Origin of the sequence: Pullulanibacillus pueri (genome assembly GCF_014639255.1) — a bacterium.
In the GTDB taxonomy this organism is placed as follows: domain Bacteria; phylum Bacillota; class Bacilli; order Bacillales; family Sporolactobacillaceae; genus Pullulanibacillus; species Pullulanibacillus pueri.
Genome location: NZ_BMFV01000025.1, coordinates 1 through 14339 on the forward strand (window position 1 = coordinate 1; position 14339 = coordinate 14339).

General features: G+C 41.1%; 10 protein-coding genes. 6 read left to right on the forward strand and 4 right to left on the reverse strand.

Annotated features, from left to right (window positions below; all coding sequences use genetic code 11):
* Both IEV91_RS14565 and IEV91_RS14570 read right to left on the reverse strand, forming a co-directional pair.
* Positions 1-533, reverse strand: a 533-nt coding sequence (locus tag IEV91_RS14565) for an IS110 family transposase (protein ID WP_188498155.1), incomplete at its 3' end; no start/stop codon positions are given.
* Positions 534-836: 303 nt separating this feature from the next.
* Complete coding sequence (locus IEV91_RS14570; protein WP_188498156.1) at positions 837-1997, reverse strand: MFS transporter; 1161 nt, start codon at positions 1995-1997, stop codon at positions 837-839.
* A 352-nt stretch (positions 1998-2349) separates the two neighbouring features.
* Here IEV91_RS14570 and IEV91_RS14575 point away from each other — a divergent pair, with 352 nt between their 5' ends.
* Together IEV91_RS14575 and IEV91_RS14580 are read left to right on the forward strand one after the other, a co-directional pair.
* Positions 2350-4044 carry a M3 family oligoendopeptidase gene (locus IEV91_RS14575; RefSeq protein ID WP_188498157.1) on the forward strand — a complete coding sequence of 565 codons (1695 nt, stop codon included), beginning with the start codon at positions 2350-2352 and terminating at the stop codon, positions 4042-4044.
* Positions 4045-4460: 416 nt separating this feature from the next.
* Positions 4461-6746 carry an ATP-dependent helicase gene (locus tag IEV91_RS14580; protein ID WP_188498158.1) on the forward strand — a complete coding sequence of 762 codons (2286 nt, stop codon included), beginning with the start codon at positions 4461-4463 and terminating at the stop codon, positions 6744-6746.
* A 51-nt stretch (positions 6747-6797) separates the two neighbouring features.
* Here the strand turns inward: IEV91_RS14580 and IEV91_RS14585 are convergent, their stop codons facing one another.
* Entirely contained in the window at positions 6798-7352 is a 555-nt protein-coding gene (locus IEV91_RS14585; protein ID WP_188498159.1) for a spore coat protein, read from the reverse strand.
* A 217-nt stretch (positions 7353-7569) separates the two neighbouring features.
* On the opposite strand from IEV91_RS14585, the gene IEV91_RS14590 reads away from it, so the two are divergent.
* On the forward strand, positions 7570-8241 hold the full coding sequence (locus IEV91_RS14590) for a lysozyme family protein (RefSeq protein WP_188498160.1): 672 nt from the start codon (positions 7570-7572) through the stop codon (positions 8239-8241).
* 303 nt (positions 8242-8544) lie between these two features.
* On the opposite strand, the gene IEV91_RS14595 is transcribed toward IEV91_RS14590, so the two are convergent.
* Positions 8545-9663: an AI-2E family transporter gene (locus IEV91_RS14595; protein ID WP_188498161.1), complete on the reverse strand. Its 1119-nt coding sequence runs from the start codon at positions 9661-9663 to the stop codon at positions 8545-8547.
* 502 nt (positions 9664-10165) lie between these two features.
* Between IEV91_RS14595 and abc-f the strand changes: the two genes are divergently transcribed.
* The 3 genes from abc-f (at position 10166) to IEV91_RS14610 (ending at position 14296) form a co-directional block, all read left to right on the forward strand.
* The gene (abc-f, locus tag IEV91_RS14600; protein ID WP_188498162.1) at positions 10166-12010 is read left to right on the forward strand and encodes a ribosomal protection-like ABC-F family protein; all 1845 of its coding nucleotides are present in this window, start codon (positions 10166-10168) and stop codon (positions 12008-12010) included.
* A 396-nt stretch (positions 12011-12406) separates the two neighbouring features.
* Positions 12407-13684 carry a glycoside hydrolase family 18 protein gene (locus IEV91_RS14605; RefSeq protein ID WP_188498163.1) on the forward strand — a complete coding sequence of 426 codons (1278 nt, stop codon included), beginning with the start codon at positions 12407-12409 and terminating at the stop codon, positions 13682-13684.
* Positions 13685-13942: 258 nt separating this feature from the next.
* On the forward strand, positions 13943-14296 hold the full coding sequence (locus tag IEV91_RS14610) for an SCP2 sterol-binding domain-containing protein (protein WP_188498164.1): 354 nt from the start codon (positions 13943-13945) through the stop codon (positions 14294-14296).
* The last annotated feature ends 43 nt before the right edge of the window (positions 14297-14339 follow it).

Sequence of the window (14339 nt, forward strand, 5' to 3'; positions counted from 1 at the left end):
AAGCCAATCAATGTTAGGGCATATGGCGTAATCCTACTTGAAAAGAATAGTTCAAGTTCTGGAAAGCTTAATTGAAGTGCATTATGCAAGTGCATCCGTGTACGTTTTATTTCTTCTTCTACTTCTTGATAGAACCGAGAAAGGTCACGGATTTCATTATAAATTTCCGGCTGTTGTATTTTTTCTGGTCGATCATTTTTTTGATGGGCTTGTGCTAATTTGTGGGCGTCATGTTTGTCTGTTTTCCAGCTCCTCAAGGTTCCTTGTTCTAGTTGTTTCTTTGCTACAAGAGGATTTAATAAGCAATAACGCAATTGGTTTTCTCGACAAAAGGTTTCAACTGGATTTGAATAAATACCGGTTGATTCAAAGACAAAAATAGGTTCTTCAGAAAGGTTTCGGACTTCATCAAGCAACGTTTGAAAACCATCCTTGTTATGAAGAATTTCTCCTTCAGAAAGACATGTTTGACCATCGTATAGCACTTTGTAGCTTTTCCCCATAGAAATATCTAAAGCGATAACTAATTCCAATATTTTTCCTCTCTCTTCTTGATCATTTTGAAAGATCTCCACTTATTCATTTCGATTCCAATTTCCTATACACGAGCTCCATGGCCCCAACATACTTAAATCTGATTCAAAAATGAAAGTGAAGAAGCTCGGTTTATTTTGCGGATTCGAGATCCCTGAGGCTGGTCGAGCTTTCTTTCACTCCTCACTATAGCTCAAAAAAAGAAAAATAGTGGGTAAAGTCATCCGTCGATGACCTTACCCACTAATCTTAGTATGTTTTTTTAAACGATAAAATCATGGTCATCAAGGCGATGGTTTTTCTTAATTATAAAGCGGTGACTCTAATTTCTTATTCTTCATATGATCATAGATGAGATAAACAGCGCCAAGCGTTGTGACAATAAACGCAAGAAAGTAAGGGGACATCAGATGGCGGACAAGCCCTGAAGTGAGCGTACTCAGGATCGCGCCAAGGGAAAAAACAGCCGACAAGATGCCGAAGGCTGATCCGTATTGGCTGTGGCCGACTTTTTGGGCAAGAAGCGAGGTGATGGCTGGGAAAATAAGCCCAAACGTCAATCCCATTCCGAATAAGTCAAACGTCATGCCCACAGGAAGTATTTCAGCAGCCATTTGATAATAGAGAAGGCCAGTGAGCACCATCCCGATGACAATCCGCCCTGTCGCTGAGAACCGATTGAGCCAGAAGAAGCTGAGGGAAACTAAAGATCCAAACCCCATAAAACTAAAAAGGATCCCTGTTTGTGTTGAGGAGAGTCCCTTTTCAACGGTTAAGAATGGAAGCTCATAGATAAGGGCGCCATGCCCAAACATGAGGGCAAACCCGACAAAGAATAAGGGGAGGAGTTTTTTATTTGATAAAATAGCTCGTAATGAAGTGCTTTCTCTTGTATGGACAATAATCGGATCAACATCTTTCACAAAAGCTAGGGCGAGCAGCGCGGCTATGAATAGTGCACCGCCAACAAAAAGGTAGGTTCCTCTATAGTCAAAAACGTCGGCCAATCTTCCGCCAATAAATGGAGCAATGATATTGGCAAGTGTCACAGTTAAACCATGAATAGCCATGTTTTTCCCTTCCTGACGTCTATTGCGAGCATAAGCTGCAAGCAGAGCGAAACAAGCCGGTCCCATAAAAGCCAAGATAAACCCATTTAGGATTCTAAAGACAAGGAGTTGCAAAGGATCATGGGCAGTGGCATGAGCCGCCATAAAAATGGAAGATAAGAACAGGGGCAGAACGATAAATGGCTTTTTGCCTATACGGTCAATAAAGGGTCCAGCGATCACATGTCCAAATAAGTTGGTAATGGATGAACTACTTAACAGGATACTTACGAAAAAACTAGAAGCCCCAATTGCTATGGCAAAGGGGGTGAAAATCGGAAATTGAATATGTAAACTTAATGACATTAAAAACAACACTAAATAAATTGCTGCTTTGCCTGGCTGTCTTTTCATTAATCTTCGCCTCCACTTTTGAAATGTATGACGTTGTCCGCAGAATTAGACATCCCTTCAAAAAGTGTTCACAATTTATTCACAGAGTTGAATGGAGAGCAATGCTTTTTAGCAAGAAGGAAAAAAGGGGGACTACGTCGAAAGAACTAATTAAAGAGGCCAGTGGAGGCCAAAAAAAGTGAAACTTCAATCAGTGGGGTTTTTGCTCTTCACCACTGATAGTTAGTTGAACCATCGGGATGGTAGCGTCCGTTGCTTTACACTAAACAGCCTTGTAACTCTTCATGTTTGAAGTGGGAGTTTTACGGATGGTTGCACTGGGATAAATAGGAAAAAGTAGGGTGGGGTTATATTGAAATTTAGCGAGTATGCGTATCAAAGACCAGATATTCAAGTTATTGACAAGCAGATTCATGATCTTCTTGAGCAGTTTAACGCGGCGGATTCAGCCGAGGCCCAAAGCCATCTTATTGATGAAATGAATAAAGTGAGGGGCGAGTTTGAATCGATGGCAGAAGTTGCCGCCATTCGCCACACGATAGACACAACAGACCCGTATTATGAACAGGAACAGGATTATTTTGATGAGACACAGCCATTGTACCAAGGGCTCGTGACGGATATTTATCAAGCACTCATCCACTCTAAATTTAGAAATGAGTTAGAGGCTAAGAAGGGGAAACAGCTTTTTAAAATGGCTGAACTTACCCTAAAGACATTTTCTCCTGAAGTTATCGAAGAGCTGCAGCAAGAGAATCGCTTAGCAACAGAGTATGATAAGCTGATTGCCTCCGCAAAAGTAGTCTTTGAGGGCGAGGAATATAATCTCAATCAATTGACACCTTTTCGTGTGTCTATAGATCGATCAGTCAGAAAGGCAGCAACCGAGGCCTTCTACCAATTTATGTCTGACAATGAGGCGCAATTCGATGGAATTTATGATAAACTCGTCAAGGTTCGCTCTAAAATTGCCCAGAAGTTAGGGTTTGAAAGCTTTGTTGAATTGGGTTATGCACGCATGCTTCGGACAGACTATAGTGCGGATCATGTCGCAAAGTTCCGTAAACAAGTCGAAGATTTCCTAGTCCCTTTGACGACCAAGCTCTTACAAAGACAACAAGAACGCCTGGGTTTAGATGTCTTTACTTATTATGATGAGGCTGTACAATATAAGACCGGCAATGCAACACCAAAAGGAGATGCCGATTGGATTGTCAAGCAAGCCAAGCAAATGTATGCTGAAATGTCTCCTGAGACCGATGAATTTTTTAGCTTTATGACAGATCATGGGCTCATGGATCTCTTGGCTAAGAAAGGGAAAGCCTCGGGCGGCTATTGTACTTATATTAGTAAATGGCAATCTCCTTTTATTTTTGCCAACTTTAATGGGACCTCAGGCGATATTGATGTATTAACACATGAAGGTGGGCATGCCTTCCAAGCTTATTCGAGTAGAGACTTCGCAACGCCTGAATATCAGTTTCCTACCTATGAAGCGGCAGAGATCCATTCCATGAGTATGGAATTCTTTGCTTGGCCTTGGATGGAGAGGTTCTTTGGAGAAGACGTTGACAAATATAAATTTACGCATCTTGGTGGAGCGTTATTGTTTATTCCATATGGCGTAGCCGTTGATGAATTCCAGCATTTTGTTTACGCCCATCCTGAAGCGACACCAACAGAACGGAAGGCGGCATGGCGGAGTCTTGAGAAGCGCTATCTTCCCCATCTCAACTATGAAGGCAACAACTATTTAGAGAACGGTGGTTTTTGGCACAAGCAAGGGCATATCTTTAGCTCACCTTTTTATTATATTGATTATACCTTGGCTCAAATTTGCGCCTTACAGTTTTGGAAGAAGATGAATGAAAACCATGAGGCAGCATGGGCCGATTATGTTCATCTTTGTCAGCAGGGAGGAAGCCGATCCTTTATAGAATTAGTGAAACTCGCCGGCCTCATGTCTCCTTTTGAAGAAGGGTGTGTGGAAGCCGTTGTTGGCGCGGCTGAAGACTATTTGAATCAGATTGACGATAAGAAGCTTTAAAAGAGAAGGGCCGACGCTGTCGGTCCTTCTTTAAAAGAAAAGAAACCACATAGCGGTTAAGAGCATGCCGCTACTATATATAATGTAAATGGAAAAGTGTATAATCTTGATTCATGAGAATTAACATAAATAAGTTGTACTGTTCCAATAAGCGTTGTTTTCATACAAAAGCATAAACTTTTAGGTCACTAGGATAGTGTGGATTTCCGCTTTAATTAACGGGGTGACAGAAAGCGCAGCCTTAGTATAAGAAAACCTTTTCAGTGCTTTAATAAGGACCAGGCTTGCTCAGTTGTTTTCATGAATTGTTTAGGACTGCTGTCTTAAATTCCCTAATGTTTTTTCATATTGTGCGTCCCATCAATATGTTATGATTTCTATTAGATGTTAATTTTCAGGCGTATGGTGGGTTTTTAATGAAAGAAAAGCAGTATTCAGTCACGCCTTCTGGAAGTGTGAACACCAAAATTCCTATTTCAGAATTGGCAAGTAAGCGCACAAGTAAGGACTTAATTGAGGATTCGGAGTTTGATGCCTTCTTTTTTCGGTCTCTTGAACATCAAGGGACACTATTAAATGAGGCGCAAATTGCAGCTGTTAGACATACAGAGGGGCCATTTTTGACATTAGCTGGAGCGGGTTCAGGAAAGACCTCTGTGCTGATAAGTCGGACAGGTTATCTTATTAATGTCTTAAATGTTTCCCCGCGAAATATTCTTTTAGTCACCTTTACTCGTAAGGCGGCAGGTGAAATGAAGGCACGTATTGCAAAGCTACCGGGACTTACTCCGCTGGAGGCACGACAAATTCAAGCGAATACCTTTCATGCCTTTTTTTTGACGATTTTAAGGCATCAGGGGATTCGCGAAGAAATTTTAAGCTCAGATCGCTATCGTCAAATTATTATGAAGAAGATCCTGAAGAGTGAGGGTCTTCAAGATGATTATCAGCCCGAGGCTTTACTAGGATTATTTTCTCATTTTAAAATTAATCGCATGACAATGGCGGATATACCGGATAAAACGCCCGCAGAGAAGGAGCAAAAAAACCTTTTCAGACGGTATGAGGAATGGAAAAAACAGCATAGGCAGATGGACTTTGATGATATTTTAGTGAAAGCCTATGATGTGCTGATGGATACCCCCCAACTGCTTCGTTCTTTACAAGCACGGTTTCAATATGTGATGGTCGATGAGTTTCAAGACACGAATGCCTTACAGTATGAACTTATAAAGCTGTTAGTGGCTCAACATCAAAACCTTTTTGTTGTCGGGGATGATGATCAAACTATCTATTCGTTCAACGGAGCAAGCAACCACTATATTTTGAATTTCCATAAGCAATTTCCAAGTAGCCAAATGACAACATTAACCATTAATTATCGATCGAGTGCTGAAATTGTCGGTCTTGGCAACCAGGTGATTGCTAAAAATCATGAGCGTAAGATGAAGGTCCTACAGGCAGTCCGTAAGGGGGAAGTGGGTCCAAAGTACTTACGCCCAGACACCATAGATGAAGAGGCTGATATAGTTGTTGAACGGATTAAAAAGGCGATCAGCCAGGATGGGAGAAGCTTTCGTGATTGTGCTATTCTCCATCGGACCGCCAACAATAGTCGCGCTATATTTGAAGCATTAATCTTAAATGATATCCCTTTTATCCCTTATTCTTTGGGCCAAGAGAACTTTTATGAACAATGGATTGTAAAACCCGTTGTGGATTATTTACGTTTAGCAGAAAATCCTCGCCATTTCGAGGCTATTGAAGGCGTCTTACCATCGCTTTATATTAACCGGCAGCAAGGAATGGATTGGATTCAGCGTCAAGAGAGAAGCGAGAAGAAAAAATATCCTCTCATTCATCTTAAGACACTCTCGGGCCTAAAACAGTTTCAGATAAAAGCTATAGAAGAGCGGATGAGGTGGATCAAGAAATGGTGGGAGATGCCCCCACTGGCTGCGATAAAATCGATAAGAAAAGAATTTTATGATGCTTTTCTGGAAGCGAATCATGAAAAGTTATCTTTACACAAAGAAATGATTAAAGAAACCTTGGATGAGTTAGAGACCTCTGCCAAACGTTTTGCTGAGCATGAAGATTTCTTAAGGTTTGTTGAGGATATGATTCAGCGTCATAAGGACATGCAGCATTTAAAAAGTCAATCTGAGGCAAATGCCGTATCACTTATGACGATTCATAGAGCAAAGGGATTGGAATTCCCGGTGGTCTATCTCATTGGAGCATCTGAAGGTATTTTGCCACACAGCTCGGCTATTGACGCCGAGGTACTCGAGGACAAAAGAACACAAACCCATGAAAAAGGCAAAACAATGGCTGCGATTGAAGAGGAAAGGCGGCTTGCCTATGTCGCCATTACAAGAGCAATGGACGAATTGTATATCAGTTCCCCAATCTATTATCGGGGTAAGAAAACAGAAGTGTCTCGGTTTATTCTCTCGCCTTTTGTTCCAGAGGCAAGACAAAAAGAAGAGGTGTCCTCTACCGGAAAGCGAGAGACAACGTCTACTATTAGACAGGCCGAACAGAGAACCGATGAACCGCAAACTTTTCTGGCTTGGTTATGCACGAGTCAAGCGTGTATTGCGTGGCAACGTATTCAAACCCACGAAGAGGCGACTCAAAAATCAAAGGTATGTCCTGTGTGTTCAGCTAAAATGGTTCAAGGTGTCAAGGAACAATAAAAGGGCCCGTTACCACCGGGCCCAACTGGGTAAAAGTAAATGAAGGTTACATTATTGAGGTGGCACAATGCCGTACACATTCCCAATCTTTGTCGTCATTGCTGGATCAGCAGGTTCTAGAGGATAGAAGCCTTGTTGAACCATCCATTGCCAGACTTCATAAGCATGATTACAGCTCATCATAAAGGCATTTTGACAAAAAAGTCGGATTTGCGGTTGGCTGAGTTCCATCGCTGCCCATGCATATTCACGACCTGCCCGTTTTAAGGTTAAAAGATAAGCAGTGGCCATTTCACGATCATTAAAGTCTTGTACAGAAGTCCGTGGAGTAACGGGTGGATAAGCACTTACAGGTGAAGTCGTATAGGATTGTAGGTTTTGATTGAGTTCAGGAATGGGGAGCTGTGTTTGTGCGCCTTCAACTTTGCTTAGATATTCCACCTTTATATCATAGTCTCTAATGTGATAAGGGAGATGTTTCTCAACAATGGCCTTGAGTTCAGGATTTTGGATATGCTGAATGAAATAGCCCATATTGGTGATCGAATTGACACAGCTAAGCGTCAGCTCATGTAATTCATGAACTTCATGTGCAGCAAGTTGCATGTTTATCACTCCTCAGTTTTAGTCTTGGGTAGATTCCCCTCGGTTGAGGAAATTATTCAATCCAGCCCCTTGATAGGAAACTTTTACAGTCCTTTATGAGCGGATTACGGTCTGAAGCTATAAATAGTTTACAAAAAGAGGGAATGATTTTGACTATCACTAAAAGGCTTTTTGTTTTAAAATAGAAGGATGAAAAGAGAGATAAGCGGGGAATAGCATGAAGGCGAAATCATTACACAATAAAAACAAAATCTTAGGCTTGCTCCTTTTTGGTATCATCTTAATTGCAGTGATGGTCCTCATTGACACACTAAGTACTCCAACTAAACATATAGTGGAAGATCATATCGATCCCTTTAAAAACGTAAAACAGTACGAGCCTGTTATCCAGAAGGAATTAGCCCATAAAAATTTAGAGCAATATACACCCGTCATGTTGGCGCTGATGCAGCAAGAAAGCCATGGTAAGGGTGGGGATCCAATGCAAGCTTCAGAATCTGCCGGTCTCTCTCCAAATAGTATTAAGGATCCTAAGAAAAGTATCGATCAGGGTATCAAACATTTTCAAAGTATTCTTCAGTACGGCGATAAAAAAGGCGTGGATTTCCAAACGATTTTGCAGGCCTATAATATGGGAACCGGTTATATCAACTTCGTTGCTCAGCATGGGGGGCATCACTCAGAGAAATTGGCAAAGGAGTTCTCTCTTCAGCAAGTCCATAAGAATCCAGAGCTTTATAATTGTGGTGGAGATAAAAGTAATTTCCGTTATCCATACTGTTATGGCGATTTTTCCTATAGCGAAAAGGTTGCGGCAAATGTGAAGTCGTTGACGGATAGTACTCCCGTTTATCTTACGAGTCAGGACCATAAATCTACGGAACAATAAAAGGTCAAGCTTCGCGAGTCCTCGTGTCACAAGGCTACTACTATTTAGTTAGAAAAGCGCAGGGCTGTGCCAGCTTCTATTTTTTAAAGAATAAGAAGGCTATCGAAGCCATAAAGAGATCGGTAGAAAAACCTGTCTTCATGGATAAGGACTTGGTGTAAGCCAAGCAATGCTTTATTTGAAACCTCATGAACTAAAAAGTAAAAGGATTCCGATTATCATTTTTAGATAACTGGAATCCTTTTTTTAACGTCAGAAACGGTAATTTTGCAGTGGACTTTTAGTAGCCTCATGAAAAGGCTACTAGGTCTCTGTCCTTAGCTTCCACAGTCGATATAAATTCACAACGACTGTTTTAACAACAGCATAGACAGGAACGGCTAAGATCATCCCGAGAATGCCGGCAAGGTTCCCGGCGACGAGAAGTAGGATGATAATTGTCAAAGGGTGTAAATCTAATTTTTTCCCGATAATAAGAGGGGACATAATATTCCCATCAAGCTGTTGAACAATCACCACCACTAAAATAACAAAAAGCGCTTTGGCGGGTGAGATAAGCAGAGCAACAATAACAGCAGGAGCTGCCCCGATAAAGGGTCCCACATAAGGGATAATATTGGTGACCCCTGCAATAATTCCGAGAAGAAGTGCGTAAGGCTGACCAATAATTAAGTACCCGATAAATGTAAAGGTCCCGACGAACAAACAAACAATCGTTTGCCCTTGGATGTAAGTCCCTAAGGTTGTTGCTGTTTCCTTTAGAATATTAATGCCTTCCTGACGATAGTGAGAAGGAACAAATCTTGAAGCCGCTTCAGGAAATTTCCGACCATCCTTAAACATGTAAAACAAAATAAAAGGTACGGTGATGATCGTAATGGTGATGCTTGTTAAAACACTAAAAGCAGTTTGAAGCCCCGTTGTTATGTTTTTAGTTAAGCTTGAAGCCGTCGAACCTAATATATCGTTAATCTTATTGAGGAAATCTTGTTCGGAATTCATGGAGTCACTGATTTTCTCGAGATAATCCTGTTTCATGATCCATTTAAACCATTCAGTATGAGAAGTCTTGTCGGCCAAATCTTTAATAATGACCATATAATCTGGAACATGATTGATAAACTGATCAATTTGTCGAACAACAACTGGTCCTAACCATCCGATGATAAGAGCGACTATTCCTGCAAAGAGAACATATAAAATAAGGATAGCCACGGTTCGAGGGATTTTGGCGCGTTGTATGGTATTGACCACTGGATTGAGTAAAAAATACAAAAAGGTTGACACTAAAAACGGGAAAAACAAGGTAGAAATAAATGTGAAAATCGGTTGAAAAATAAAAGTAAGCTTAGTACAGACAAAGAGGATAACCACAATCATTAAAATTTCAAACGTCCACATCTGCAGCTTAGTTTTAAACACCTCTGCATGAACTCCTCTCAGTTAAAATAACAATTTCTATGTATCTCATCATCTATCTCCTATTTGCCTTAATGTTATACGAGAATAGGGCAATAAGCAACGTTCTAACAAAGATTATTCAATCCTCTTTTGAACAGAATCTGATTTGCCTTTATTCGTAAAATTTGTTTTAATGTAAATATATTATATGACACGGAGGTAACCAATCATACAATGAAGCTCACACATGATTCCTTAAAGCGTTAAGAGAATAACGTCATATGCAAGTTCAAAAGAGTTGTTTTAAAGCTGTATAATAGGACTCTTTGGACAGCATTTATGAGTGCGTTTCGCCTTTGTGAGACGGACGGGATCAGTGTGTGTACTTTTGTAAAATTGCATCATTTTGAGAATGAAAAGCGTTTCATGTATAGAAGGAGTATGCGTTGAGCGTTTCATTTCCCGTATCTGTCCACAGGCTGACGTCTGTGTTTTTTTATTTTAAGGATATGGGGGTTAAAGGATGTATATTTTTAAGGCAGATCACCTGCAAAAGGACTGGAATGGACGGCAGCTTTTTACAGATGTCAATTTAGAATTAAAAGAAGGAGAGCACCTGGCACTGTTTGGTCGTAATGGGTCAGGCAAAACCACGCTCCTTAAAGGGTTGTTTAATCAGCTTGCCTTTGAGAAAGGGACAGTTCACCGCTTTGTACCATTAGAGCAGTGGGCGTGGTTGGAACAGAATGTTTCAGCGGATTCGGATCTTAGTGCAAGACAAATGGTGGAATCTGCTGATCGTGAACGATTTAGGTTGAAAAGTGAGCTTGAAGTTGCGGAAAGTCGATTAAAGGGGGATGCCACAAGTTATCCCGATATATGGGAGACTTATAGTACAGTTTATGAAAAATTCCTTGCTGCTGATGGTTATAACCTAATGAATGAAGCTGAAAGAGCGCTTGTGGAAGTCAGGCTTGATGAGGTGGCATGGGATGTTCCCTTTCAGCAATTAAGTGGTGGGCAGAAAACAAAGGTGCAGCTTGCTCGCCTTTTGTTACATCATCCTCGCTGTATATTGATGGATGAGCCAACCAATCATCTCGATCAGGAGTCATTATTATGGTTAGAGGAATGGGTCAGACAGTTTAAAGGGGCTATCCTCTTTGTCTCCCACGATCGTTTGTTTTTGGATCGGGTCGCAGATGCCTTATATGAGTTAAGTCCAAACGGGGTCAAGCGTTATACGGGTGGTTACTCCGCTTATCGAGAACAAAAAAGGATTGAATGGCAAACGCAAGAAACACTTTATAAGAAACAGGAAAAGGAGCGGAAAGAACTCCAAGAAGCGATTAATCGCTATCAGAAGTGGTTCAGTTTAGCCCATAAAGCAGCGGGACAAAATGATTTTTTAAGGTCAAAGGCAAAGAAAAATGTGTCGCGATTTAAAGCTAAGGAATCAGCACTCGAACGTTTGGAAAAGGATCAAGTAGATCGACCGAAGGAAGATAAAAAACTCAACCTTCATTTGCAAGACAGTGACTTTTCCGCTCGACAGCTATTACAAGTTGAGCACTTGGGCTTTTCCTATGGGGAGGTTCAGGTGTTGTCAGGGGTTTCTCTCCATATAGGACGTGGCGACCGGATAGCGGTGATCGGGGATAATGGGTCAGGAAAAACCACATTGCTGAAATTACTAATTAACGAACTCAAGCCTTCACAAGGAACTATTTATCGCCATCCGCAATTAAAGATTGGGTATTTTTCTCAGGAGCTAAATAATCTCCATGAGGATGAGACGTTACTAGATAGTCTTTTGGTGATGCCAGAAATGACTCAGTCAGAAGCCCGAACCATTCTAGGAAGTTTTCTTTTTCCGCAGGATGATGTCTTCAAGAAGATCAAACATTTAAGTATGGGTGAAAAGTGTCGGATTGCTTTTCTGAAGCTATATTTTAGTGACGCAAATTTGCTCGTGTTAGACGAGCCGACCAATTTCCTTGATGTTGCGACTCGGGAGGTCATCGAGTATGCTCTAGAGGCCTATCCGGGAGCACTCGTCGTCGTCTCCCATGATCGCTACTTAGTGCAAAAAGTGGCTAACCGGATTGTTCATTTAAAGGATCAACAGATTGAGGATTTTCATGGAAACCTTCAAGAGTATGAGCAATTTTTACAAAAAGGTCACTTAACGAATGATGAACAAAGAAAGGAGAATGAACGGCAGCAGCTTAATCTCCAATTAACGCAATTAATGTCTGAAAATCAGGAAGGCGCATCCGTGGAAGAACAAGAACTGCTCCTTCAGAAAATCAAAGAGACGAAGCAGAGAATAGCTGATTTAATGAAAGGCCAGGACAAAACAAAATAATCAATTAAAAATACTGAACCGATGCAAGTTCAAAGGTGGAGTTAGAAACAGAGAACGTCGTCAAAATGCGGAGACTCAAAATCTTTAAACCATGATGGGCCTCTTGCTAAGAATAAAGCAAAATCCGTTCATTCAAATCGAGTGTTCGGATTTTGCTATGAGTGAAAGACTTCTGTTCCAACCTCCTTTCTCCAAAGTGGATCTTCGGATCATTCCTTTTGTTGAAAAAACTTACTCCCTCGACTTCAGCCCCTTGCTTAACGCTCCCTTTAGCATAAAAACCTTTTTTCATTGCCTCAACAAAGGACATGTTACGCCTTGCTCGTTATTTCGTATAAATTAGGCACATTATTTTTTATTTTTACATACATTAGAGTTGAAAAGAGGGGTGGGAGAATGGAAATATATGTTGTTCGTCAAGGCGATACGTTGGGACAAATTGCACAGAAGTATAATGTGAATATCCCTCAAATTGTGGCTGTTAATGAACTCGAGGATTCCAATCAATTGGTCCCTGGAGAAGCGCTCGTTATTCCGACATCCACACGAAGTTATACAGTGCAGTATGGCGATACATTGTGGAGCATTGCGCAAAAAACAGGTTCAACCGTACAGGCGCTGATCCAAATGAATGGATTAACAGATCCCAATACGATTAGTCCAGGGATGACCTTGACGATTCCAAGTCATGGTCAAAAACCGTTGATCGAGACCAATGGCTTTATTTATGATTTGGATAGTCATGGCGTGAATGCAGTTAGACAAGTGAGTGAGCATTTGACCTATTTAGCACCGTTTGCCTATGGGATTAAAGAAGACGGTGGCTTAACGGCTCTTGGTGATACGGATGTGATTCGCGAAGGGTTGAATCATGGGGCTGTTCCAATGATGTCGATTTCAAATTTCACCTCTCAGGAACTCGGCTCCGATTTAGCCCATACTCTTTTAATAAGCGAGGATCTCCAACAAAAATTATTTGAAGCTATCATCAGCATAGCAAAGCAGAAAGCGTATCAGGGTGTTAATATCGATTTTGAAAATGTCTATCCATATGATCGCGGCTCTTATAATCAATTTTTGGAGCGTGCGGTCCGGCGCTTGCATGATGCGGGACTCTTTGTCTCGACATCACTTGCACCGAAGACGAGCGCCTCTCAACAAGGGTTGTTGTATGAAGCACATGATTATCCTGCGCATGGGCGAATTGTCGACTTTGTCGTCTTAATGACCTATGAATGGGGCTATCGCTTTGGGCCGCCGCAGGCCATTTCTCCACTAAATCGGATACGACAAGTCATTGATTATGCCGTGACAGTTATACCGAGAAATAAAATTATGATGGGTTTCCAAGTCTATGCTCGGGATTGGCGGATTCCTCATGTTCAGGGACAAGAGGCGGAGACCTTTAGCCCGAAAGAAGCAAGGGAACGGGCCCTTCAATATCAATCTACTATCCAATATGATCACAAGGCACAATCGCCTTTTTTTCAATACACTGATCAACAAGGCCAAAGGCATGAAGTTTGGTTTGAAGATGCCCGAAGCGCTCAAGCAAAATTTGATCTCGTTAAAAGTGCACATCTTAGAGGAATTAGTTATTGGGTTCTCGGTTACCCCTATCCTGAAAATTGGACATTGCTTGAGGACAACTTTACGATTAGGAAAAGACTGTAAAAACTAGATAAAGAAACGTCTATAAGTAAAATTCGAACGATGTTCCGGGGAATCACCATGATCCGGATGATCGTTCTTTTTTGTAATATCACCAGAATTTATAAGTTTAACGCTTATAGTGTTGCTCTCCACTCCAGGCTGTTAAAGCGAATGTCATCAAAATTTAAAGGGAAAGGACGTGAGTATGGTGAATAGAATACTATAGAGGAATGAACAGCTATTCATAATTTGAAAACGCTGTCAAAAAGGAGTGCTTTTATGAAAAAAACAACCGAGGTGTCGGTTCAAGAACTGTTTGCAGAAGTTGAACGCCTAATGAATGAGGATCCGGCCCCTTATCAAGAACTCGATGTTGTCTATCAGTTTGAACTTAAGGGTGAAGAGGAAGGGACTTATCAATTAAAGCTCTCTCAGGGTAAGGCAAGGGTAAAAGATCAACCAATAGAGGAGGCGGATTGTCGCTTACAAATGAAGGTGACAGACTTTAAAAAACTGATTACGGGTCAACTTAAGGGAACCACGGCCTTTATGCTCGGGAAATTAAAAGTCAAAGGCAATATAGGTTTAGCGTTAAAGTTGGATCAGTTACTAGAATACTATGCTGTAGACTAATCGTGTTGTTTGAAAGGGATTGGAACGGAAGGAGTACGTATCA